Source organism: Bacillus sp. JAS24-2, assembly GCF_008274905.1.
Lineage (GTDB): Bacteria > Bacillota > Bacilli > Bacillales > Bacillaceae_G > Bacillus_A > Bacillus_A cereus.
Genome location: NZ_CP031068.1, coordinates 4030292 through 4051884, shown reverse-complemented (window position 1 = coordinate 4051884; position 21593 = coordinate 4030292). Strand labels below are relative to the sequence as shown.

Here is a 21593-nt window from a genome sequence, read left to right as displayed (position 1 = left end):
GGCGAAAATGAAATATAAAGAACAGGGGTTTACGTTGGAGTTAAAAGAGAACATTCAATGTATGGAGAAGGAAATAGAGCGAATATCACTTAAACTGCATAAAGAGTATGCGCATTTATACATAGAAAAACACATGGAATTAGATATGGGATTTGCAAGAGAAAAAGAGAATCCCTTTGAGGTGGGTTATTATTCATCAGTTGCCATAGCTATATTAGATGAAGAAAAAGAGATGATTGAATTTCACTATATTCCAATTTGGAAATGCGAAAGAATCTTTTTAGGAATGTCAATTCAATCAAACATTTTTGGGAGTAAGAAAGTAGGGGAACTTGTTGATGAATCTTGTTATGAGATTGAGGAGGAGTTAAAAGAGCAACTAGAAGAATACTTGGAGTAAGAATTCTCAAGATAAAATCTATAAAGAGGGAACGGAATAAAAAAGACGCTAACAATTGTATGTTAGCGTCTTTTTTTCATTATGAAGCAATTTCACCAGTTTTTGTATCATCTTGATTGTACGTATCTTGATCTAATTCACCAAGCCATTTACTTGAAATAAGACCTGCTGTCATAGAACCACTTACGTTAAGAGCTGTACGCCCCATATCGATTAATGGCTCAACCGAGATAACTAGAGCAACAATACCGATTGGTAAGTTCATTGTAGATAGTACGATTAAAGCTGCGAATGTTGCGCCGCCACCAACTCCGGCAACACCGAATGAGCTAATAGCGATAACAGCGATTAAAGTTAAAATAAATTGTGGTTGTAATGGATCAATTCCTACAGTTGGAGCGACCATCATTGCAAGCATTGCTGGATAAATACCTGCGCAACCGTTTTGTCCGATAGATACCCCAAATGAAGCTGCGAAGTTTGCAATTCCTTCGGAAATACCAAGCTTTTCTTTTTGAGCTTCAATATTTAATGGCATCGCACCAGCACTAGAGCGAGATGTGAATGCAAAAGTTAGTACAGGGAACACTTTTTTCAAATATTGAATTGGATTTAAACCAGACAATGCAATTAATAATAAGTGAATGATAAACATTACGATAAGTGCTACGTAAGAGGCTAACACGAAGTTACCAAGTTTTAAAATAGCATTTATATCGCTACCAGCAACTGTTTTTGCCATAAGAGCTAATACGCCGTATGGAGTAAGGCGTAAAATTAATGTTACCATACGCATTACGATTGCATATACAGCATCAAGCATTTTCTTAAATAGTTCTGCTTGTTCTGGATATTTTCGTTTTACACCTATAAAGGCAATGCCGATAAAGGCTGCAAATATTACGACAGAAATTGTTGATGTTGGACGAGCGCCTGTTAAATCAAGAAACGGATTTGTAGGCAATAGCTCTAATAATTTATCTGGAATTGTTGTCTTTTCAATAGAAGTAAATCTTTCTTCAACTAGTTTCAGACGAGCAGATTCTGCATCACCTTGTTGCAAGCCTGCTGCAGATACATCAAATCCTGCACTTGCAGCGATACCGACAGCTGCAGCGATTCCTGTAGTAAGAATTAAAATTCCGATAATAAGACCACTGATTTTACCAAGGTTTTTCGTTAACTGTAATTTTGTAAAGGCTGAAATAATAGATACTAAAATAAGTGGCATAACGATCATTTGAAGTAATTTCACATAACCGTTACCGATTAAGCCAAACCAAGTATTTGATTCAATAATTATTTTAGAAGTTGGTTCATAAATAAATTGTAATATAAGACCGAATATAATTCCGACTCCTAAAGCAGTAAATACACGTTTATTAAAAGATACATGCTTACGTTGCATATAATATAATACGCCAACTAAAATGAGCATGACTGCAACGTTAATTCCGACAAGCAGTGTATTCATGTTGATTCCCCCTAATTCCAATCTGTTATATAGAATATAAGGCAATAAAACCTATAAGTCAACTAGGAAATTCCGGAATTAAAAAAAGATGGCAAAATGCCATCTTTTAATGTCCAGCCCCAGGGACAAGTAAAAACGTCGTGTAGTATGTAAATCCTATGAAGAAAACAGTTAAATATGCCCCGAATACGTATATATACATACGCTCTGTCAATTTTAAATAGCTTAAGAGTACGAAGAAACCTGTTTGTCCTAAAAATAGTAGTGCAGCCTGTTGCATATCTCCTACGTAAAACATAACCGAGAAAATTCCAGTCCAAAAGCCGAGAACGCGAAACATGCGATCCATGCCATTTCCCTCCTTTTCTAGAAAAAATAAAACCTCTTTTCATTATAGTTTATTTTTCTTACTATTGTAAATATTCGTTCATATAAAAAGAAGCCAATTATTATTGGCTTCTTTTTATATGAGAAATTAAATTGTTAGTTTATAATTACAAGATTTACATCCATCTAATAGACTATCATGTCGAGTTAATTCCATGTTAGGGAATAGGATTTCAAAAATTCCTTTCATCATATCTCCGTGCATGTTACAAATTTCAGTTGGATGATGAACAGCAACTTCTTTAAATGGACAATTGTGTACATCATAGAAAATTTTTGTTCCATCTGCACTTAATTCAAATGCAGGTGATAAGCCAGCTGTTGAGAAAGCTTCTTTTGCAATTTGAACTTTTTGTTCCACTGTTAAAGCATCTTCACTCACATTTAAACGTTGCATATGTTGTTGCATTAATTCAGCTCCGAATTGTTTTCCTGTTTCGTATAGCGCTTTCTCACCAGCAGCGCCAAGGCTAAGTAAAGAATTAAATGCGATTCTTGCTAACAATTGATAATCACGGAATGGAAATTGTAATTGGATAACATCTTCAGATAAGACATACAATCTGCTCGGTCGTCCGCCTTTTCCAGTTTTCTTCGTTTCCGATTTTAGCATATGAACATCTTCTAATTTAGATAAATGTAAACGCGCTACGTTTGGATGAATGTCAAACTCATCTGCAATTTCTTGTACCGTTACGTAACTATGTTTTTGCGAAATATATTTATAAATGTAATAACGAGTTGGGTCAGATAATACACCTGTAATTTTTAAAGCTTGTTCCATGAGGATCTCCACCTTTATCACTTTATCCAAGATAATAACATTATAATACAGATAAACATGAGTATAGGTAATTTCAGACAATAATTCGGAAATTGTTCATAATTTCACAAACATATTTTTCCTTTTTCCTCTATTGAAAATACAAAAGTCCAAATTTTTATTGCGAATGTTTTCATGCTATATACATAGTGAGGAGGGAAAAGTGATGAATGGGATTGAAATTTTCGCGAATACAATTTTAAAAGAAGCGTGTAGGGTACAAGCGTCAGATTTACATATTGTGCCCCGGCAGAAGGATGTAGCGGTGCAACTACGTATAGGAAAAGATTTAATGACGAGCCAGTGTATTGAAAAGGAGTTTGGAGAAAAACTTGTCTCACATTTCAAATTTTTAGCATCTATGGACATAGGAGAGAAACGGAAGCCACAGAATGGTTCGCTGTATTTGCAAATTGATGGACAAGAAGTGTATTTACGCCTTTCAACACTTCCAACAGTATATCAAGAAAGTCTCGTTATTCGCCTTCATTTACAAGCATCTGTTCAGCCCTTATCACATCTTTCGTTATTTCCAAGTACGGCAGCAAAACTACTCTCGTTTTTACGCTATTCACAGGGGCTACTCGTGTTTACTGGACCGACTGGATCTGGGAAGACGACGACAATGTATGCATTATTAGAAGTAATTAGAAAAAAGAAAACACGTCGCATCATTACACTTGAAGATCCGGTTGAAAAAAGAAGTGACGATGTATTACAAATTCAAATAAATGAAAAAGCGGGTCTCACATATGAAACAGGATTAAAGGCTATTTTACGTCATGATCCAGATATTATTTTAGTCGGTGAAATCCGGGATGAGGAAACAGCAAAAATAGCTATAAGAGCAAGTTTGACAGGACATTTAGTAATGACAACGCTGCATACGAATGATGCGAAAGGAGCAATCATTCGTTTCATGGATTATGGTATAACGAGGCAAGAGATTGAACAGTCTTTATTGGCTGTAGCTGCACAGCGACTTGTCGAATTGAAGTGTCCGTTTTGCAGAGGAAAGTGCTCAACTTTATGTAAATCAATGAGGCAAGTAAGGCAAGCAAGCATTTATGAGCTGCTATATGGATATGAGTTAAAACAAGCACTTAAAGAAGCAGATGGAGAATGTGTTACTTACAAACATGAGACTTTAGAATCATCAATACGAAAAGGATATGCTTTAGGTTTTTTAGAAGAAGATGTTTATGTTTAAGAAAACTTGGAGTTTAAGTGATCAAGTAGTATTGTTGAAACGTTTAGGAGAATTATTAGAAAAAGGCTACTCTCTTTTACAAGCATTAGAATTTTTACAGTTTCAATTACCTGTAGAAAAGAAAGTACAATTGCAGCGCATGATTGAGGGATTAAAAGATGGGAAAAGTCTACACGATTCTTTTCATCAGTTAAAGTTTCATCAGGACATGTTAAGTTATCTATTTTATGCCGAGCAACATGGTGATATTTCTTTTGCTTTGCAACAAGGAAGTGTACTTCTTTATAAGAAAGATAAGTATAGGAGAGACATGATGAAAATAATGCAGTATCCTATGTTCTTGATGTTTTTTCTACTAATCATGCTTTTTATTTTTAACCTCATTTTATTACCTCAGGTTGAAATGGTTTATAGTTCGTTCGGTTCTAATACACCACTACTTACAGAACACATTTTAAGTGCAATAAAACTGCTACCATACATTATTTTAACCGCTATTTTAACTGTTATTATTGGATGTAGTTTATACATGTTGTATTTTAGGAAACTTCCACATATTAGACAGGTAAAAATCATGCTTCGTATTCCTCTCATCAAAACATTTCTTATTTTAAAGCATTCACATTATTTTGCTACTCAGTTGAGTGGTTTATTAAATGGTGGACTATCAGTATGCGAAGCTTTAACAATAATGATGGAGCAAAGATATCATCCGTTCTTTCAATATGAAGCGAATCGGATTGAAAGACAATTAATTGGAGGAGAACAGTTACAATCTATCATTGCTAAAAGTGGGTATTACGAGAAAGAACTTTCTTATGTTATTACGCATGGACAAGCAAATGGCAATTTAGGGATTGAATTAGGTGACTATAGCGATCTTATTATGGAAAAGATGGAACGAAAAATTAAACATATGTTAGTTATCATTCAGCCTATTTTATTTACATGTATTGGAGGAATCGTTGTCCTTATGTATTTAGCGATGATTATGCCGATGTTTCAAATGATGAATTCTATTTAGGGGGCATTTGTATGCAGAATGAGGAAGGATTTACTCTGTTAGAGATGCTATTAGTAATGGTTGTCATAACTATATTATTACTATTAATTATTCCAAATGTAGTTACACAGCGTTCATCGGTCCAAGGAAAAGGGTGTGCAGCTTACGTGAAATCTATAGAAGCGCAAATACAAGTATATCAATTACAACATAATAAAATTCCATCGTTAAAAGAACTGGCAGATGAAAAGTATATTACAACTGATAAGTGTCCGAATGGCGAATCTATTCATATATCAGATGATGGCACAGTATCAATTAGGGCATTGTGAAACAACAAGGGTTTACTTTTTTAGAAATGTTACTCGTTTTATTTGTTATTTCTGTATTAAGTATAATTACGTATTTTAGTGTTCATTCCTTATACGAGCGACAAAAAGTTGAACAATTTTTGAGACAGTTTTCAAATGATATTTTGTATATGCAGCAATTAGCGATAAACCATCAAAAGCACTACACATTACGTTGGCATAAAGATAGAAATATGTATGCTATAAAAGAGTCAGGTACAAAGTATTATATCGTCAAGCGAGAGTATGAAGAAGATATACAAATTGATTTGCATACGTTTCCAAATCCGATGACATATAATCCAAGTGGAAATATTAATAGAGGTGGTACGATTATAATTTCGTATAGAAATTATAAATATGAAATTGTATTTCAGCTTGGAAGAGGGAGATTTACGTATCGTGAAATGTCAAAAAGGATCCATAATGGCTGAAATGATTGTATCGTTAAGTGTTTTAATGATGGCTGTATCGTTACTACTACCGCAAACAGTATTAGTTATGCAAGAAAGAAAAAATATACAAATTCGTTATAAGGCAACTGGATTATTAAAAAAAGAAGCAGCTATATATATGTATGGAAATGAAGAAAAGCGAATAATAGAAAAGAATATAAATGGAATTGTGTATTACACATATTGGGGAGGCAATGAAGTTTGTACCATGTGGAAAGATGTGAAAGACAGAATGATGGAACAATGCTTTTATGTAGGAGAAAAAATAAATTAGAATTTGGTTTTTCATTAATAGAAATGATTGTATGTCTGTTTCTATTATCAATATTTTTTTTGCTCTTTCCCCGCCTACATTTCATTGAAATGGAAAATAAACAGTCGAAAGGGTTAAATGATTGGGAGTGGGATGTGTATTTAGGGCAAATGCAATTGGAGTTTCGTGAAGTATCATCTGGAGAACAGCTAGCATTTGAAAATGGAGAAAGTATTTTACAATTCCGATCGCGTAATGGGAGTGAAGTATCGTATGAAAAAGAGAATAGTCGTCTTATAAGAAAGGTAAATAGGCGCGGGAGGGAAGTTGTTTTACAAAATATTGGAACGGTTTCTTACAAACTAACACCTCATGTACTCATTATAAATGTGAAAGATACTAGTGGGAAAATATATGAAGGTGTAGTTATGCGATATAGCGAAATAGGAATAAACGTATGAGAAAGCAAAAGGGATTTACAATGCCTGGAACGATTATCTTTCTTATTTTATTAACTTCTTTTTTTATATACGAAACAAATATGTTGTTTACAGATAAAAATTTTTATATAGGAATAGAACAAAAATTTTTATTGGATGAATTACTTAACCGATCTATTACAGATATAAAAAAAGACTTACAGCAAAAAGAAAAAGAAGGTACATTTTTCTTTCAGTATGAAAAGGGAGAAGCGAGTGGGAATTATGTCTTTGAAAATGATTTAATTCTCGTTGCTTTGCAGTGTACACTCAAACAGGAAGCTTTCTATACGGTGAGTTTTCGGTATAGAAAAAAGGATGGGAAAATAGTCGATTGGATAGAAGGATAATATGTAAAATATATATATAGATAAACCAGGATTTCCTATTGTAAATTGAATTGATTTTTTAGAAGAAATAGATAAATATAATGATTAAAAGTTTAAATTTTCTCAAAAAAGAGAAAGGTAGAAAGAATATGATATATTCATGCTATCCAATCATTATTTTAGGGAGAATAGGGAAATGACAAACAACAATCAAATAGGTGAAAATAAGGAACAAACTATTTTTGATCATAAAGGAAATACGATTATGACAGAAGATAGAGAAATACACATTATTTCAAAATTCGAAGAACCTCTTATTGTCGTATTAGCAAATGTACTAAGTGATGAAGAGTGTGATGAATTGATTGAAATGTCTAAAAATAAAATGGAGCGTTCTAAAATTGGTTCATCACGTGATGTAAATGATATTCGAACAAGTAGCGGTGCATTTTTGGAAGACAATGAACTTACTTCAAAGATTGAAAAACGAATTTCATCTATCATGAATGTTCCGGTGGCGCACGGAGAAGGATTGCACATTTTAAATTATGAAGTGGATCAACAATATAAAGCACACTATGATTATTTTGCGGAACATAGTAGATCAGCTGCTAACAATCGTATTAGTACGCTTGTAATGTATTTAAATGATGTAGAAGAAGGCGGAGAAACGTACTTCCCAAAATTAAATCTTTCTGTACACCCTAGAAAGGGAATGGCAGTATACTTTGAGTATTTTTATCAAGATCAATCATTAAACGAGCTTACGTTACACGGAGGGGCACCTGTAACGAAAGGCGAGAAATGGATTGCAACGCAGTGGGTGAGAAGAGGCACTTATAAGTAAAAGCGAGTGTTACGTTTTGTTCTTCATAGTATAAGAACAAAACGTTTTTTTATTAAACAAAGTAGCATCTTTCGTTATAATAACAATTAATAAATGACGATTGAGAGGACAAGAAATGAAATCTATATACATAACCGGCTACATGGGAGCAGGGAAAACAACAATTGGAAAAGCGTTAAGTAAAGAACTTCAAATGGATGTTGTAGATACTGATCAAAAAATCGAAGAGAAGCAAGAGAAGGTAATTCGAAAAATTTTTGCCGAAGAAGGCGAAATGGCTTTTCGGGAATATGAAAGCGAAATGTTACGTGCGCTACCAGTCCATAATGTTATTATTACAACTGGTGGGGGAATTATTGAACGAGCGGAAAATCGCAAGTGGATGAAAGAGAACGGAACTGTCGTGTATTTATATTGTGATCCGCATGTAATTGCAGAAAGGCTTCGTGAAGATACGACACGTCCACTATTTCAAAAGAAAGATATAGATGCATTCGTAAAGAAATTTGAATCACGCCGAGCTTATTATGAAGAGGCTCATATTCATATCGATACGACAAATAAGTCTGTAAAGCAAATTATGAATGAATTAAAGGAAAAGATTAATGTATAAAAAAGTGGACATACTAATCAAGTAGAGGTGATGATAATATGTCTACTAATGATTATGTTCGCTTTGTGACGCAGCAGTTTGTGTCGTATATGGATGCTCCAAAAGAAGATCGAAAACAAAAGAAAGAACAACGCCGTGCTGAAAAAGAGCCATTTATGAATAAGTGGTTTGGTGTTATGCCGCTGAGTGCTGCTTTGTTTTACCGAAATGTAAAAAGTAAAAGAAAAAAATCATGTTAAATTTTAGTCATATGTTTAGCAAACCAAAAATCCCCTAGTGTCGTATTACACTAGGGGATTTTTATTTACTGCACGGATTCTTGTTCTTCCGTAACGGCATGTATTTTATTGTTCACCCATACGAACCCTATTCCGATACAAATAGAAATGCCCCAGCCGACAGCGGTCATAATGGCTCTCATTTCACCATAGCCATCTACACCAAAAACAGAGATGAAATAAATTTTTAAGAAGCTTTTTAATATAAATTGCAGTCCGAAAAATAACGTTAAATATTGCAGTGCTGGATATATACGACTATCACGATAAAGCTCACGACTTTTATCGCGATCATGGCCTTGCAGTGCGGCAATATCCGCAGCGAAATATAACATAAGTGGTTTCTTTATAAAAATTGTACATATGACGATAATACCGAGTACGATGTGATAATATGCATCATTCCACAACATTCGTTCAGCTGACCCAGATAATAAATCTACCGTTGTATTAGAAATGAGTGTAATTAAAATAAAGAACCCTGTCACGTTAAACTGTTTTTCTTTTTTAAAGGTATACAGTGTATAAATAATCCCCGGAACAGAGGAAAGTAACATCGCGTAATAAGGATCGATATAAGGTTTTGCAAATTTCCAAATGAGGAATGGGATTACGAGATAAAAGACAAGATCTAATATAGCTTTTTTATTTTGATTCATACAAAGCCTCCTTAAGTCATATATATATTTTATAATATAATTTCTGAAAATTGTATAAGGTTTAATGGGAAAAGAAAAAATATATCAATTTTCGAGGGGGGAGTAGATTGAAAAAAATTGCCCCTAGCGTAGTAAGTTTTTTTAGTATATAATAAAGGAAACGCTTTCATTTTAATTTGTTCACAAAATGGACGGAAAATCACATATTTACTATCGATATGTTGCTTTATAATGAAACTAATTAAATATACATGCATACAATATTGTGAAATAAATAACATAAATAATCTATATAAATGTAAACGTTATCAAAATAGAGAGGTGGAGACAATGAGTAAATTTTTCTTCAATCATAATCCAGCAACAGTAGAGGATGGAAGGCTTGTTAAATATGCTGAAATTATTTATGGAGAAGGTGGCCGTTCTGTATTAGAAAATTTAATGGTGAAGGCATCTATCAGATTGCGTGATCGTTATCCGAATAAATCTGACGAGCAGATCTCGAACCTAGTAAATAAAGGCATCCATGATATGTTTCAAAAATATGTGAGCGAGTAAGAGTGGCCAATGGCTGCTCTTATTTTTTGTATAAGGATTGTAACTCTAGCTGAAAATAAACATGTATTCTGAAAAACGTAAAAAGGAGTGGGAAAGATGAGCAATGGAATTGGACGTTCGAAAGAAAATCTTCCAACTGATGCAAATCATGTGAGCGCGAAGGATCGTGCGTATCAAAAACGCATGGCAAAGCAAAAACAACAAGAGCGTAATGAGGATAGAGAATAACTCGAAATAAAGCTCCTTCTAAAGCAGAAGGAGCTTTATTTCGATAGAAAATGATTCGCGGTAACATAAAAGAGTCCACCGTTAATAATTTGCACTGTAATACGTGGTTCATACTGTTCTTGCAGAGCTTGTTTTTCAATTTCATAGCTCTCAGGAAGTTCGTCACTTTCTTCATAAAAACGGTTTAAAAGGTCTAAATCATGATTCCAACGCACTCTTGCTTCTTTTGCCCACGTATGGTCATCTTCTGCAATTATATTTTTTAAAGCGTCTTCTATGCGTTGTAAACCACTTTGAGGTTTAATGATGGGCGAGAGCGTAAAACAAAAATCAGGTATTTTTGGTGTAAGTTTAATGTTTGTTAATGTTTCATGAAAGTTTGCCATCATTGTTCCAGAAATGAGATGAATACCAATCGAGTGAAGGATGTCTTTTTTTCGATCACATTGATAGGAAACTTTTATATTAATACCGAGCCAAGGGTGGAGCGGTGTATGTGTTGCCCCATTATGTCTTACATCCTCATATAAACGTATGTATGAGCCTAATTCTTTTGTCGTTTGGAAAATTTGATGTAGACGTGGTGAACCGTAGTGAATAAGCTCACCATCATTTTCTTCATTTTCTGGATTTGTAATAAGAGTAAGGCGCATCGGATTCGGTACGCCTCCTGTTTTCTCAAGATAGTGCCAATAAAAAGGGCGATTCATTAATAATTTATCCATCTCAATTGTTAACTGTACATCTAATAAATGGGGAGAACGTTCTAAAATTTCACAGTTATTCGCCTCAAAGAAATTGTATAAGTAATTATGAATTTCATGTTGCTGCATAGCCTTGCACCTCAGCTTCATTTCGTTTCGCAAAGTCGATAATAGATGTTAAGTTTTCCATCTTAATTCTAATTTCACCTTCGCTTTTTGATTGCGCGAAAATTTCTTGAATGTGCGCGTCGATGTTTTTCATATTAATTCTCGTTAAAATTTCATCGAGTTCACCAATAACACGCTCGAATAAGTTGATTTTTTCATATAACAGTTTCAGAATATGTTCTTCAACAGTATGCTTTGTAGCTAAGTTATAAATATGAACATCATTTTTTTGACCGAGACGGTGAATACGTCCGATTCTTTGCTCAAGACGCATTGGATTCCATGGCAAATCATAATTGATCATATGGCTACAAAACTGTAAGTTAATCCCTTCACCACCAGCTTCAGTTGCAATTAATACTTGTGCGTGGTTTTGGAAAAGCTCCTTCATCCAATCTTTCTTCCCGCGTTTAAACCCGCCGCGGAATGGAACGGAAGAAATACCGTGTTGTTGTAAAAACCATTGTAAGTACATTTGTGACGCTCGATATTCTGTGAAGATAACGACTTTATCGTCAATTTCTTTTATAAGCTCAAGAGCTTTATTTGCTTTTGAGTTGAAAGGAATATGATTAATTTTGTCCATTAGCACATCGATATGTGGATCTTTTATATAATGTTCGTTTTCTTTCTGTCTTTTTTCTACATGCTTTTTCAATGAATAGTAAACAGCCTCACGACTACTACACGCTTCCCGTTTTAAAGTTAACGATGAGAAAGCAGATGTGAAGGCGTCTTGTCCTCGCCAATTTTCGATATCATTATATAGAGCTTGTTCTTGTTCATTAAACTCAACAAAAATTGTACGTACATGTCTCTTCGGCCAATCGATACCGGTATTATGTCGTCTATTTCGCACCATTACTTTATTAATGAGAGCTTTTAAGTCTTCATCTGATTCGGCTGAGCGATTTTTGGAAGCGTAATATTCTTCAAAGTTGGATTGATTGCCTAAATGTCCTGGCTTTAATAAAGAAACAAGGTTAAAAATTTCATCAATCTTATTTTGAACAGGAGTAGCGGTTAGTAATAAACAAAACTTCTTTTTTAATCGTTGTGCAAATTCATAGTTTTTTGTTTTATTATTTTTCAGTTTATGTGCTTCATCGATAATAATAAGGTCATATTCCAAGTTCAACACGATATCGCGATGTGGTGAACGTTTCGCAGTATCAATTGATGATACGATTACGTCAGCTTGTTCCCATGAGTAGCTTTTCTTTTGTGCTACAGCGGGAATGAAAAACTTTGTATTCAGTTCGTATGCCCATTGTGATACGAGAGAAGCTGGGACAAGTATAAGTACCTTTTTCACAAGCCCGCGGACCATATATTCTTTCAAAATAAGTCCAGCTTCGATTGTTTTTCCAAGGCCTACTTCATCTGCTAGAATCGCTTTACCGTTCATTTGTTCAATCACATTTTGAGCGACTTCTAATTGATGCGGAAGCGGTGTGAAATGGGATAAATGTTTCGGTGCTTGTAGTCCATCAAAAGTAGGAACAAGTAACGATTTTTCTGTTTCATAAGCTAAGTGATATAAATCCCAGTTTGTCCAAGGACCATCTTCGTCAATTCTATTTAAAAAATTGTTTTGCCATGTCCGATCTACGGAAATATCGACATTCATTACAACTCTCCCACCTTTTATAAACTAAAGTAATTATTTTTTAATGTATGATGATTTGCCTTAAAAGAAGGCATAATTATCGTTATTAAAGGCTATATGATAGACAATAATAAAGTATTAAATCTCAAAAGCTGTATTTATTGTGTTTTAACATAAAAAATTCTAAATTATTTTTTATGCTAGAATATTGATGAAATATAGCGAATGATGTTAGGATAATGGTGTGAAATGTGTGGAATCTTTCGTATTTTATCCAAGAAAGTGATTTTTTATTTACGCTTTCATAAAAAAATATAATGAGATTCCGTATATCCTATCTTTTCAGAATGAAAATGTTTAGAAAAGGGAAGCAACTTTTATTGATTTGTCAAAGCATAAGGGGGAGAGAGCATGATTACATTACAACGTACACCGTTATTTGATGTATACGCGAAGTATGGTGGAAAAACAATCGACTTCGGTGGTTGGGAATTACCAGTTCAATTTTCAAGCATTAAAGAAGAACACGAAGCTGTACGTACAGCTGCAGGTTTGTTCGATGTGTCTCATATGGGAGAAGTTGAAGTAAAAGGTGTAGATAGTTTAGCATTTTTACAACGTGTTGTTACAAATGACGTATCTACCTTAAAGGTAGGGGGCGCACAATATACAGCTATGTGCTACGAAAATGGTGGTACAGTAGATGATTTATTAATCTACAAACGTGGTGAAGAAGACTATTTATTAGTAATCAATGCATCAAATATCGAGAAAGATTACGAATGGTTAGCAAGTCATGTAATTGGCGATGCGACAGTAGTCAATGTTTCTAGTGAAGTTGCACAGCTTGCAATTCAAGGACCAAAAGCAGAAGGCATTTTACAAAAAGTTGTGTCAGAAGATTTGAAAGAAATTAAGTTCTTTAAATTTAAAAACGATATTCTTGTAGATGGAATTCCAGCACTTGTATCTCGTACAGGTTACACAGGTGAAGATGGATTCGAAATTTACTGTAAGAGTGAAGATGCTGCAAAACTTTGGGAGAAACTTCTTGAAGTTGGAGCAGAAGAGGGCTTAAAAGCATGTGGTTTAGGTGCTCGTGATACACTTCGATTCGAAGCAACATTACCACTTTATGGACAAGAATTATCAAAAGATATTACACCGATTGAGGCTGGAATTGGCTTTGCGGTAAAAACAAATAAAGAAGCAGACTTCTTTGGAAAAGCAACGTTAAAAGAGCAAAAAGAAAACGGTGCGCCTCGTAAATTAGTCGGCATCGAAGTAATCGAACGTGGAATTCCTCGTACGCATTACCCTGTATTTATTGGTGAAGAAAAAATTGGGGAAGTAACGAGTGGTACACAATCTCCAACGTTAAAGAAAAGCATTGGTTTAGCACTAATTGATGTAAAATACGCAGCAGTTGATACAGAAGTAGAAATTGAAATTCGTAATAAACGCGTCAAAGCAGTAGTTGTTCCAACACCATTTTACAAACGTTCAAAGTAACGGGGAGAGGGGTAGATTTCATGTTGCATCGTTATCTTCCAATGACAGAAGAAGACAAAAAAGAAATGTTACAAACGATCGGCGTTCAAACGATCGATGAATTATTCTCTGATATTCCAGAGAGTGTTCGTTTTAAAGGGGATTTAAAAATTAAAGAAGCAAAATCAGAGCCAGAGCTTTTAAAAGAGCTATCTCAAATGGCTAGTAAAAATGCTAACTTAAAAGAATACGCTTCTTTCTTAGGAGCAGGCGTATACGATCATTATGCTCCAGTAATTGTAGATCATGTTATTTCTCGCTCAGAATTTTATACAGCTTACACACCATACCAACCGGAAATTTCACAAGGGGAATTACAAGCAATCTTTGAATTCCAAACAATGATTTGTGAATTAACAGGAATGGATGTAGCAAACTCTTCTATGTATGACGGGGGGACAGCTTTAGCTGAAGCGGCAATGTTAGCAGCTGGCCATACTCGCAAAAAGAAAATTCTTGTATCTAGCGCGGTTCATCCAGAATCAAGAGCAGTACTTGAAACGTATGCAAAAGGTCAAAATCTTGAAGTTGTTGAAATTAATCATAAAGATGGTGTAACAGATTTAGACGTATTACAAAGTGAAGTAGATGATACAGTTGCTTGTGTAATCGTTCAATATCCAAACTTCTTCGGACAAGTTGAAAAATTAGCTGATATTGAAAAAATCGTTCATCAACAAAAATCATTATTTATCGTTTCTTCAAATCCATTATCATTAGGCGCATTAACACCACCAGGGAAATTTGGTGCTGATATTGTAATCGGTGATGCACAACCATTCGGTATTCCAACGCAGTTTGGTGGACCGCACTGTGGTTACTTTGCAACAACGAAAGCATTTATGCGTAAAATTCCAGGACGTCTTGTTGGACAAACTGTAGATTCAGATGGTAAACGTGGATTTGTATTAACGTTACAAGCACGTGAACAGCATATTCGTCGTGATAAAGCGACATCTAACATTTGTTCAAACCAAGCGTTAAATGCATTAGCAGCTTCTGTTGCAATGACGGCACTTGGCAAACAAGGTGTGAAAGAAATGGCACGTCAAAACATTTCTAAAGCACAATATGCAAAACGTCAATTTGAAACGAAAGGCTTCACAGTAACATTTGCTGGACCATTCTTCAATGAGTTTGTTGTAGATTGCAAACGTCCAGTGAAAGAAGTAAACGATGCATTATTACAAAAGAATATTATCGGTGGTTACGATCTAGGCCGTGATTATAAAGAGCATGAAAACCATATGCTTGTAGCAGTAACTGAGCTTCGTACAAAAGAGGAAATTGACACACTTGTAAACGAAATGGGGGCTATCCAATGAAGAACCAAGACCAAGCACTTATCTTTGAAGTGAGTAAAGAAGGACGCATAGGATATAGCTTACCCAAATTAGATGTAGAAGAAGTGAAACTAGAAGATGTGTTTGAGAGCGATTATATTCGAGTAGAAGATGCAGAGCTACCAGAAGTATCTGAACTTGATATTATGCGCCACTATACAGCACTTTCAAACCGTAACCACGGTGTGGATTCTGGATTCTATCCACTTGGATCTTGTACGATGAAATATAATCCGAAAATTAATGAGAGTGTAGCTCGTTTCGCAGGATTTGCAAATATTCATCCGTTGCAAGATGAAAAGACAGTACAAGGTGCAATGGAATTAATGTACGACTTACAAGAGCATTTAATTGAAATTACAGGTATGGATACTGTTACTTTACAACCAGCAGCTGGTGCACACGGAGAATGGACAGGTTTAATGTTAATTCGTGCATACCATGAAGCGAATGGTGACTTTAACCGTACGAAAGTAATTGTGCCTGACTCTGCTCACGGAACGAACCCAGCATCTGCAACTGTAGCTGGTTTTGAAACAATTACAGTAAAATCAAATGAAAATGGCCTTGTTGACTTAGAAGACTTAAAACGTGTTGTAAACGAAGAAACAGCAGCACTTATGTTAACAAACCCTAATACATTAGGTTTATTCGAAGAAAATATTTTAGAAATGGCAGAAATCGTCCATAATGCAGGCGGTAAATTATACTATGATGGTGCAAACTTAAATGCGGTATTAAGCCAAGCACGCCCAGGAGATATGGGATTTGACGTTGTGCATTTAAACCTTCATAAAACATTTACAGGTCCTCACGGCGGTGGTGGCCCAGGTTCTGGTCCAGTAGGTGTGAAAGCTGATTTAATTCCGTACTTACCAAAACCGATTTTAGAGAAAACCGAAAATGGTTATCACTTCAACTACGACCGTCCAGAAGCAATTGGTCGTGTGAAACCATTCTATGGTAACTTCGGAATTAACGTTCGTGCATACACGTATATTCGCTCTATGGGTCCAGATGGATTGCGTGCAGTAACTGAGTATGCGGTATTAAATGCGAACTATATGATGAGAAGATTAGCGCCATTCTACGATCTTCCATTCGATAGACATTGTAAACATGAATTTGTATTATCAGGTCGTCGTCAAAAGAAACTTGGTGTACGTACATTAGATATTGCAAAACGTCTGCTTGATTTCGGTTATCATCCACCAACAATTTACTTCCCATTAAATGTGGAAGAATGTATTATGATTGAGCCGACAGAAACAGAATCAAAAGAAACATTAGATGGTTTCATTGATAAGATGATTCAAATCGCTAAAGAAGTAGAAGAAAATCCAGAAGTTGTACAAGAAGCACCGCATACGACAGTCATTAAACGTTTAGACGAAACGATGGCTGCACGTAAACCAGTTTTACGTTATGCGAAGCCAGCTCCTGTACAAGTTTGATTAAAATAACAAAAGAAGAACTCGCTGAGGCGGGTTCTTTTTTTGTATGGATAATTTGTCCCGCATTAACGGACAGTAAACTCTCAACTCAAAACTTAGCTGGTGCAAAGAAGCCAGGTTGGAGATAAACTGTCCGTAAATGCCCGATTGGTTCAACTAATAATCAGTGGGAATGAACAAAAATCCCCACTGATTAAAGTTTCACTTTATGCAGAAATAGTGAAGAAAATGTTAAAAAAATATGTTTTTTGTTTCCTAATGGTGTAAAGGTGTAGTTTTATAGGTAGTTTTGTTGAAAAAGTCGGTTTGATAAAAGTATTTATTTTTGTTAGAATTTTATTGAAATTAAGAAGATGTGATGAGGCAAAGATTACTCATTTTTATGTATATGTGAAAAAACGAACAAGACGGGGGTGAAATTTTGGGATATCGATGTTATAGAATGGTATACCATTTAGAAAATGGAGAAACAATTAAAGATGTAAAAGAATTTTGCTATCGAGACCAAGGAAAAGTGTTAGAAAGAGTAGCAAATCGTGTAATGGATAATAGAGAAGTGACGGCGATTGATAAACAAGGAACAATCATTTCAATAGCATGTGAGGACATTGTAAAGGTGGAACTTGATTACATAACAGAAAGTTAACCTTGAGTCATATCGAATTATTCGATAAAATAAACTGTTGAATGGTGAAGTGAGAAGAGAGGAGTTTATCATGGGTAGTACAAGACACTTTTATATGTTTATCTTAGCGTTTGTTCTTGTTGTGGCATTAACGATTTACTTAATCGTTGACAGCAGCTGGTACAACACAGTTCATCCGGCATTCCTTCTGTTTATGTATATAGGAATTGCAGTAGTAAGTTTCGGAATGAGAGACGAGATGTTAGATCGCTTTGAAAAGTGATACATATACGAAAGACCAACAGGAAAATGTTGGTCTTTTTTTCTTGCCAAAAATAGGATGGTGTGTATATACTGTATATATAAGGTATACACAGTATATACACAAACTGGAGGAAAACATGAATATTATTATTTCGAATTCTTCCCAAGACCCTATTTATGTGCAAATAAGAAAACAATTAAGCCAGCTTATTTTAAATGGCGGTTTAAAGGGTGGAGATCAATTACCGTCTATTCGTAGCTTAGCGAAGGAATTACAAATTAGTGTCATTACAACGAAGCGTGCATACGAGGAGCTTGAAAAAGAAGGATATATAGAAACTGTTGCTGGGAAGGGGACTTATGTTTCACGTAAAAATAATGAACTATTAAAAGAACAAAGGCTTCGCCTATTGGAAAGTAAAGCGGAAGAGATTGTGAATGAAAGTAAAGCGTTGCAGCTTTCACTTGAAGAATTACAGCAGATGATTGCGTTTTTATATAAGGGGGAATGAGAGAGATGTTAGAGTTAAAAAACGTTTGTAAAAGTTATGAAGGTTTCGCAGTGAAAAATATAAGTTTTACGTTACCACGCGGATATATTATGGGGTTTGTCGGACCGAATGGGGCCGGGAAAAGTACGACGATCAAAATGATTATGAATTTAATTAAAAAAGATAACGGAGATATAAAAATTTTTGGCAAGGACAATAAGAAAGCTGAAAAGGAAATAAAACAAAATATCGGCTTTGTATATGATGAAAATCATTATTACGAAGATTTAACGTGTGAACAAATGAAGCGTATTATTGCACCGTTATATAAAAAGTGGGACGAAGAGCAGTATCAATCGTATATGCATAGATTACAAGTTCCAAAGTATAAAAAAATTAAAGAATTATCAAAAGGAATGAAAATGAAATTTGCGATTGCAATCGCACTTTCGCACCACGCAGAGTTTATTATTATGGACGAACCGACAGCAGGGTTAGATCCAGTTGTTCGAAGTGAATTACTTGATATGTTGCAAGAAATTGTAATGGAAGATGAAGTATCCGTATTATTCTCAACGCACATTACAACAGATTTAGAGCGCATTGCAGATTATGTTACGTTCATCAATGATGGAGAAATTATATTTACTGGTGAAAAAGAAGACTTAATGGAGAACTACGTAATCGTAAAAGGAAGTAATGATTTATTAGATCGAGAAGGAAAAGAACTATTTGTTGGATTACGAAAAAGTAAGTTTGGTTTTGAAGGTTTAGCGAAGGATAAACAAGGAATTATCGATTGGTTTGGAAATGAGGTTGTACTAGAAAAGCCTACATTAGATGACATTATCGTTTACACTGCGAAAGGGAGAGGTGCCTATGCGTCAGCTAATCTATAAAGATTTGTTCTTTTTTCGGGTTATATGGTTAGTGTATTTTATTATGCCTCTTGTTTTCTTTGGATTAGATCCAGATGGTGAATTGTTATTTCCAATGAGTTGCTTACTCATAACGATATCATCTTCTATGATACTAATAGCGATGGATGAAAAAAATAAAAGTGATGTTATTATAAATAGTTTACCTGTTGGACGAAAGGATATCATTATTGCTAGATATATTTCGGGTGTAATATTTATTGTAGGTGGCATGATTTCTACTACGCTAGTTGTTTTTCTTATAAGAGGTATCGCTGTCATTGGTGATATTGGAGCTTATCATCCCAATTTGTATATTGAAATTCCTTGGTATGTAGTAGTCAGAGGTGCTGTATATTCTTTAGTTTATATTACAGCATTATTCCCGAGTTATTATGGGACAAAATCAAAAGTAGTACGTGGAATATTTACAGGTGGAGCCGCTGGAATAGGTGTTATTGTTGGAATGTTTATTGGTGACGGAGAAAGTGTTACGGCATCATTCATTAATTGGATTATGAATCCATTACATTTTGGCATATTTATAGTTGGATTAATCACACTAGCTAGTGTCTATATCGTTTCTATGCTTCTTACAATTAAAATTTATGAAACGCGTGATTTATAGAGAGGAGAATTCATATGCAACAGTTGATTTTGAAGGAGTTTTTTTTACAGAAGAAGATGTTTCCTTTCTACTTTTTAATCCCTATTTTATCTATTTTTAAGAATTCCGTCGAACCAATGGGGATTGCAATAGGAGTATTTATAACATGTAGTACGATTATATATATTTCTTTTTATTATGACGAGAAAAGTAAAGCAGAAAAAGTATTAGTGAGTTTGCCTATAACGAGAAAAGAGATAATTATAGCTAAATATATTTCAAGCACATTATTTATTATGGCTGGTTTGAGTGTAACTTTTATAGTCGTAATATTAGGGAATATTTTATTGAACAGAGATATAGTTATGCCTGGATATGCAATATTTTCAGCAATAGTAGCAACTTTGATTTATTGTGCAGTAACGATACCGACTAATTACATTGGGGGATATAAAGTTATTACTGTCTTGAATTTGATTATGCTTTTTCCTTTAATGGGTATGATTGGTCTTATGTGCAATATTTTTGGTGATAAAACAATTATGTTAAAAGTACCTCACTCTCAAGAGGCTACACAAGCAATGGGTGTTCTTGGTATCGGAGTATTAGTGAGTATATTCGTATCCATGTTCCTCTCAATGAAAATGTTTCAGGAGGCAGAGTTATAGAAGGGACATTTTCATATTAGGAGGTGTAATACATGATCAAGCAACTAATTTTAAAAGATTTCATCATTCAATGGAAATTTTTAATTTGGTACATACTGTATCCTGTTTTCTTTTATATGGCCTTAACAGATACGGAAAATTTATTCATCATTATGTCAGTAATTATTACAATTGGGGCAACAGTAAAAACATTTGAAGCAGATAGTAAAAATGAGAGTGAAGTTATAGTAAATAGTTTACCAATATTGAGAAAACAAATTGTGTATGCGAAATATATAGTAGCAATTATTATTCTTTTTATAAGTGTAACGGTCAGCTGTTTCACGATGGGAATGAAGAATGGGATTAACCTATTTGAATTTATTGAAACGACATTGCTTGCTAGTATTAGCTTTATTTTAGTGTATTTAAGCTTTGTTCTACCAATATCTTTTTGGTTAGGATATAAAAAAACTATTCTTATTACAATAGTAATATTCATGGCGCCGATTGTTATTTTAGAAACTTTGTTTCAAATCAACTTGGAACAAATTCAATTATATAATACCTTGTTATTCATTGGTTCAATATGTATGCTCATAGCATCTATCTTCGTTTCAGTGAAATTGTATGAGAAGAGAGAATTTTAAAAGGTGCCCTATAAAAGGCACCTTCTTCAATAACGACAATACGAGAGCAGTAGTTTATAAAAAGAAACGCTATTTGGCACATCTTTCGGAGTATGTAATATAAAGCTGAAAACGATGATGAGAATAAGAAATAGGAAAAATAAAAATAGGATTTGCTTATGTATAGAATTTTGCATATTATCCACTCCTTTTTTTGGGTAGTATGTCCAAAAGAAAG

At 34.4% G+C, this 21593-nt stretch carries 29 protein-coding genes and 1 pseudogene; 23 read left to right on the top strand and 7 right to left on the bottom strand.

The window, feature by feature from the left end:
• Positions 1-7: 7 nt before the first annotated feature.
• Positions 8-400 (top strand): hypothetical protein, encoded by a 393-nt coding sequence (locus DN407_RS21035; RefSeq protein WP_149216617.1) that lies wholly within the window; start codon positions 8-10, stop codon positions 398-400.
• Between the two features lie 79 nt (positions 401-479).
• Here the strand turns inward: DN407_RS21035 and DN407_RS21030 are convergent, their stop codons facing one another.
• From DN407_RS21030 to DN407_RS21020, 3 genes are all read right to left on the bottom strand, one after another.
• Entirely contained in the window at positions 480-1874 is a 1395-nt protein-coding gene (locus DN407_RS21030; protein ID WP_001094330.1) for an L-cystine transporter, read from the bottom strand.
• 106 nt (positions 1875-1980) lie between these two features.
• Positions 1981-2223, bottom strand: coding sequence for a DUF2626 domain-containing protein (locus DN407_RS21025; RefSeq protein ID WP_000375619.1), 243 nt, complete (start codon positions 2221-2223; stop codon positions 1981-1983).
• Between the two features lie 126 nt (positions 2224-2349).
• Positions 2350-3045, bottom strand: coding sequence for a helix-turn-helix transcriptional regulator (locus DN407_RS21020; RefSeq protein ID WP_000434124.1), 696 nt, complete (start codon positions 3043-3045; stop codon positions 2350-2352).
• Between the two features lie 205 nt (positions 3046-3250).
• Here DN407_RS21020 and comGA point away from each other — a divergent pair, with 205 nt between their 5' ends.
• The 10 genes from comGA (at position 3251) to DN407_RS20970 (ending at position 8862) form a co-directional block, all read left to right on the top strand.
• A complete protein-coding gene (comGA, locus tag DN407_RS21015; protein WP_001013186.1) occupies positions 3251-4294 on the top strand; it encodes a competence type IV pilus ATPase ComGA in 1044 nt (347 codons plus the stop codon).
• A complete protein-coding gene (comGB, locus tag DN407_RS21010; RefSeq protein WP_000475192.1) occupies positions 4287-5318 on the top strand; it encodes a competence type IV pilus assembly protein ComGB in 1032 nt (343 codons plus the stop codon). Before comGA ends, comGB begins: the two co-directional genes overlap by 8 nt.
• An 11-nt stretch (positions 5319-5329) precedes the next feature.
• Positions 5330-5629 carry a competence type IV pilus major pilin ComGC gene (comGC, locus tag DN407_RS21005; RefSeq protein WP_001178686.1) on the top strand — a complete coding sequence of 100 codons (300 nt, stop codon included), beginning with the start codon at positions 5330-5332 and terminating at the stop codon, positions 5627-5629.
• A complete protein-coding gene (comGD, locus tag DN407_RS21000; protein WP_098366915.1) occupies positions 5626-6081 on the top strand; it encodes a competence type IV pilus minor pilin ComGD in 456 nt (151 codons plus the stop codon). The genes comGC and comGD overlap by 4 nt, the downstream gene beginning before the upstream one ends.
• A complete protein-coding gene (locus DN407_RS20995) occupies positions 6074-6376 on the top strand; it encodes a hypothetical protein (protein WP_000829473.1) in 303 nt (100 codons plus the stop codon). Before comGD ends, DN407_RS20995 begins: the two co-directional genes overlap by 8 nt.
• Positions 6346-6816, top strand: coding sequence for a competence type IV pilus minor pilin ComGF (gene comGF, locus DN407_RS20990; RefSeq protein ID WP_000923099.1), 471 nt, complete (start codon positions 6346-6348; stop codon positions 6814-6816). Before DN407_RS20995 ends, comGF begins: the two co-directional genes overlap by 31 nt.
• Positions 6813-7184: a competence type IV pilus minor pilin ComGG gene (gene comGG, locus DN407_RS20985; protein ID WP_001231273.1), complete on the top strand. Its 372-nt coding sequence runs from the start codon at positions 6813-6815 to the stop codon at positions 7182-7184. The genes comGF and comGG overlap by 4 nt, the downstream gene beginning before the upstream one ends.
• Before the next feature lie 175 nt (positions 7185-7359).
• A complete protein-coding gene (locus DN407_RS20980) occupies positions 7360-8010 on the top strand; it encodes a 2OG-Fe(II) oxygenase (RefSeq protein WP_000183860.1) in 651 nt (216 codons plus the stop codon).
• Between the two features lie 115 nt (positions 8011-8125).
• Complete coding sequence (aroK, locus tag DN407_RS20975; RefSeq protein WP_000836657.1) at positions 8126-8623, top strand: shikimate kinase AroK; 498 nt, start codon at positions 8126-8128, stop codon at positions 8621-8623.
• Between the two features lie 38 nt (positions 8624-8661).
• Positions 8662-8862, top strand: a complete 201-nt coding sequence (locus tag DN407_RS20970) for a YqzE family protein (RefSeq protein WP_000106082.1) — start codon at positions 8662-8664, stop codon at positions 8860-8862.
• 65 nt (positions 8863-8927) lie between these two features.
• Here DN407_RS20970 and DN407_RS20965 read toward each other — a convergent pair whose 3' ends face one another.
• A complete protein-coding gene (locus tag DN407_RS20965; RefSeq protein ID WP_001073111.1) occupies positions 8928-9560 on the bottom strand; it encodes a VC0807 family protein in 633 nt (210 codons plus the stop codon).
• A gap of 141 nt (positions 9561-9701) precedes the next feature.
• Positions 9702-9817: pseudogene (locus DN407_RS32220) on the bottom strand (GTP pyrophosphokinase).
• A 73-nt stretch (positions 9818-9890) separates the two neighbouring features.
• Here DN407_RS32220 and DN407_RS20955 point away from each other — a divergent pair.
• Both DN407_RS20955 and DN407_RS32215 read left to right on the top strand, forming a co-directional pair.
• Positions 9891-10118: a hypothetical protein gene (locus DN407_RS20955; RefSeq protein WP_000032702.1), complete on the top strand. Its 228-nt coding sequence runs from the start codon at positions 9891-9893 to the stop codon at positions 10116-10118.
• 96 nt (positions 10119-10214) lie between these two features.
• Positions 10215-10346: a hypothetical protein gene (locus DN407_RS32215; protein ID WP_000064668.1), complete on the top strand. Its 132-nt coding sequence runs from the start codon at positions 10215-10217 to the stop codon at positions 10344-10346.
• Positions 10347-10381: 35 nt separating this feature from the next.
• On the opposite strand, the gene DN407_RS20950 is transcribed toward DN407_RS32215, so the two are convergent.
• Complete coding sequence (locus DN407_RS20950; protein WP_001183964.1) at positions 10382-11179, bottom strand: YqhG family protein; 798 nt, start codon at positions 11177-11179, stop codon at positions 10382-10384.
• Positions 11166-12848: a DEAD/DEAH box helicase gene (locus DN407_RS20945; protein ID WP_001100037.1), complete on the bottom strand. Its 1683-nt coding sequence runs from the start codon at positions 12846-12848 to the stop codon at positions 11166-11168. Before DN407_RS20945 ends, DN407_RS20950 begins: the two co-directional genes overlap by 14 nt.
• Before the next feature lie 390 nt (positions 12849-13238).
• Here DN407_RS20945 and gcvT point away from each other — a divergent pair, with 390 nt between their 5' ends.
• The 10 genes from gcvT to DN407_RS20890 all read left to right on the top strand — a co-directional run bounded on the left by gcvT (position 13239) and on the right by DN407_RS20890 (position 21376).
• On the top strand, positions 13239-14339 hold the full coding sequence (gene gcvT, locus DN407_RS20940; RefSeq protein ID WP_000631769.1) for a glycine cleavage system aminomethyltransferase GcvT: 1101 nt from the start codon (positions 13239-13241) through the stop codon (positions 14337-14339).
• A 20-nt stretch (positions 14340-14359) separates the two neighbouring features.
• The gene (gene gcvPA, locus DN407_RS20935) at positions 14360-15703 is read left to right on the top strand and encodes an aminomethyl-transferring glycine dehydrogenase subunit 1 (protein ID WP_044584858.1); all 1344 of its coding nucleotides are present in this window, start codon (positions 14360-14362) and stop codon (positions 15701-15703) included.
• A complete protein-coding gene (gcvPB, locus tag DN407_RS20930; RefSeq protein ID WP_000795702.1) occupies positions 15700-17175 on the top strand; it encodes an aminomethyl-transferring glycine dehydrogenase subunit 2 in 1476 nt (491 codons plus the stop codon). The genes gcvPA and gcvPB overlap by 4 nt, the downstream gene beginning before the upstream one ends.
• Positions 17176-17617: 442 nt before the next feature.
• The gene (locus tag DN407_RS20920) at positions 17618-17821 is read left to right on the top strand and encodes a DUF3929 family protein (RefSeq protein WP_000262496.1); all 204 of its coding nucleotides are present in this window, start codon (positions 17618-17620) and stop codon (positions 17819-17821) included.
• A gap of 70 nt (positions 17822-17891) precedes the next feature.
• Positions 17892-18083 carry a hypothetical protein gene (locus DN407_RS20915; RefSeq protein WP_000535933.1) on the top strand — a complete coding sequence of 64 codons (192 nt, stop codon included), beginning with the start codon at positions 17892-17894 and terminating at the stop codon, positions 18081-18083.
• A 118-nt stretch (positions 18084-18201) separates the two neighbouring features.
• Positions 18202-18576, top strand: a complete 375-nt coding sequence (locus DN407_RS20910) for a GntR family transcriptional regulator (protein ID WP_001021353.1) — start codon at positions 18202-18204, stop codon at positions 18574-18576.
• 5 nt (positions 18577-18581) lie between these two features.
• Positions 18582-19454, top strand: coding sequence for an ABC transporter ATP-binding protein (locus DN407_RS20905; RefSeq protein WP_000891307.1), 873 nt, complete (start codon positions 18582-18584; stop codon positions 19452-19454).
• The gene (locus DN407_RS20900) at positions 19435-20100 is read left to right on the top strand and encodes an ABC-2 transporter permease (RefSeq protein WP_149216616.1); all 666 of its coding nucleotides are present in this window, start codon (positions 19435-19437) and stop codon (positions 20098-20100) included. Before DN407_RS20905 ends, DN407_RS20900 begins: the two co-directional genes overlap by 20 nt.
• Before the next feature lie 14 nt (positions 20101-20114).
• Positions 20115-20747: an ABC-2 transporter permease gene (locus tag DN407_RS20895; RefSeq protein ID WP_149216615.1), complete on the top strand. Its 633-nt coding sequence runs from the start codon at positions 20115-20117 to the stop codon at positions 20745-20747.
• A gap of 32 nt (positions 20748-20779) precedes the next feature.
• The gene (locus tag DN407_RS20890; protein ID WP_000595346.1) at positions 20780-21376 is read left to right on the top strand and encodes an ABC-2 transporter permease; all 597 of its coding nucleotides are present in this window, start codon (positions 20780-20782) and stop codon (positions 21374-21376) included.
• Positions 21377-21593 lie beyond the last annotated feature (217 nt).

Bases quoted from the DNA above. Each gene is read 5' to 3' on its own strand.
- comGB (WP_000475192.1), top strand. From the start codon at position 4,287: ATGTTTAAGAAAACTTGGAGTTTAAGTGATCAAGTAGTATTGTTGAAA.
- DN407_RS20895 (WP_149216615.1), top strand. From the start codon at position 20,115: ATGCAACAGTTGATTTTGAAGGAGTTTTTTTTACAGAAGAAGATGTTT.
- DN407_RS32215 (WP_000064668.1), top strand. From the start codon at position 10,215: ATGAGCAATGGAATTGGACGTTCGAAAGAAAATCTTCCAACTGATGCA.
- DN407_RS21035 (WP_149216617.1), top strand. From the start codon at position 8: ATGAAATATAAAGAACAGGGGTTTACGTTGGAGTTAAAAGAGAACATT.
- gcvPB (WP_000795702.1), top strand. From the start codon at position 15,700: ATGAAGAACCAAGACCAAGCACTTATCTTTGAAGTGAGTAAAGAAGGA.
- DN407_RS21020 (WP_000434124.1), bottom strand. From the start codon at position 3,045: ATGGAACAAGCTTTAAAAATTACAGGTGTATTATCTGACCCAACTCGT.
- DN407_RS20965 (WP_001073111.1), bottom strand. From the start codon at position 9,560: ATGAATCAAAATAAAAAAGCTATATTAGATCTTGTCTTTTATCTCGTA.
- DN407_RS21025 (WP_000375619.1), bottom strand. From the start codon at position 2,223: ATGGATCGCATGTTTCGCGTTCTCGGCTTTTGGACTGGAATTTTCTCG.
- DN407_RS20890 (WP_000595346.1), top strand. From the start codon at position 20,780: ATGATCAAGCAACTAATTTTAAAAGATTTCATCATTCAATGGAAATTT.
- gcvPA (WP_044584858.1), top strand. From the start codon at position 14,360: ATGTTGCATCGTTATCTTCCAATGACAGAAGAAGACAAAAAAGAAATG.
- aroK (WP_000836657.1), top strand. From the start codon at position 8,126: ATGAAATCTATATACATAACCGGCTACATGGGAGCAGGGAAAACAACA.
- DN407_RS20915 (WP_000535933.1), top strand. From the start codon at position 17,892: ATGGGTAGTACAAGACACTTTTATATGTTTATCTTAGCGTTTGTTCTT.
- gcvT (WP_000631769.1), top strand. From the start codon at position 13,239: ATGATTACATTACAACGTACACCGTTATTTGATGTATACGCGAAGTAT.
- comGG (WP_001231273.1), top strand. From the start codon at position 6,813: ATGAGAAAGCAAAAGGGATTTACAATGCCTGGAACGATTATCTTTCTT.
- DN407_RS20905 (WP_000891307.1), top strand. From the start codon at position 18,582: ATGTTAGAGTTAAAAAACGTTTGTAAAAGTTATGAAGGTTTCGCAGTG.
- DN407_RS21030 (WP_001094330.1), bottom strand. From the start codon at position 1,874: ATGAATACACTGCTTGTCGGAATTAACGTTGCAGTCATGCTCATTTTA.
- DN407_RS20970 (WP_000106082.1), top strand. From the start codon at position 8,662: ATGTCTACTAATGATTATGTTCGCTTTGTGACGCAGCAGTTTGTGTCG.
- DN407_RS20910 (WP_001021353.1), top strand. From the start codon at position 18,202: ATGAATATTATTATTTCGAATTCTTCCCAAGACCCTATTTATGTGCAA.
- DN407_RS20900 (WP_149216616.1), top strand. From the start codon at position 19,435: ATGCGTCAGCTAATCTATAAAGATTTGTTCTTTTTTCGGGTTATATGG.
- comGF (WP_000923099.1), top strand. From the start codon at position 6,346: ATGCTTTTATGTAGGAGAAAAAATAAATTAGAATTTGGTTTTTCATTA.
- DN407_RS20955 (WP_000032702.1), top strand. From the start codon at position 9,891: ATGAGTAAATTTTTCTTCAATCATAATCCAGCAACAGTAGAGGATGGA.
- DN407_RS20995 (WP_000829473.1), top strand. From the start codon at position 6,074: ATGGCTGAAATGATTGTATCGTTAAGTGTTTTAATGATGGCTGTATCG.
- DN407_RS20980 (WP_000183860.1), top strand. From the start codon at position 7,360: ATGACAAACAACAATCAAATAGGTGAAAATAAGGAACAAACTATTTTT.
- DN407_RS20950 (WP_001183964.1), bottom strand. From the start codon at position 11,179: ATGCAGCAACATGAAATTCATAATTACTTATACAATTTCTTTGAGGCG.
- comGC (WP_001178686.1), top strand. From the start codon at position 5,330: ATGCAGAATGAGGAAGGATTTACTCTGTTAGAGATGCTATTAGTAATG.
- comGA (WP_001013186.1), top strand. From the start codon at position 3,251: ATGAATGGGATTGAAATTTTCGCGAATACAATTTTAAAAGAAGCGTGT.
- DN407_RS20920 (WP_000262496.1), top strand. From the start codon at position 17,618: ATGGTATACCATTTAGAAAATGGAGAAACAATTAAAGATGTAAAAGAA.
- DN407_RS20945 (WP_001100037.1), bottom strand. From the start codon at position 12,848: ATGAATGTCGATATTTCCGTAGATCGGACATGGCAAAACAATTTTTTA.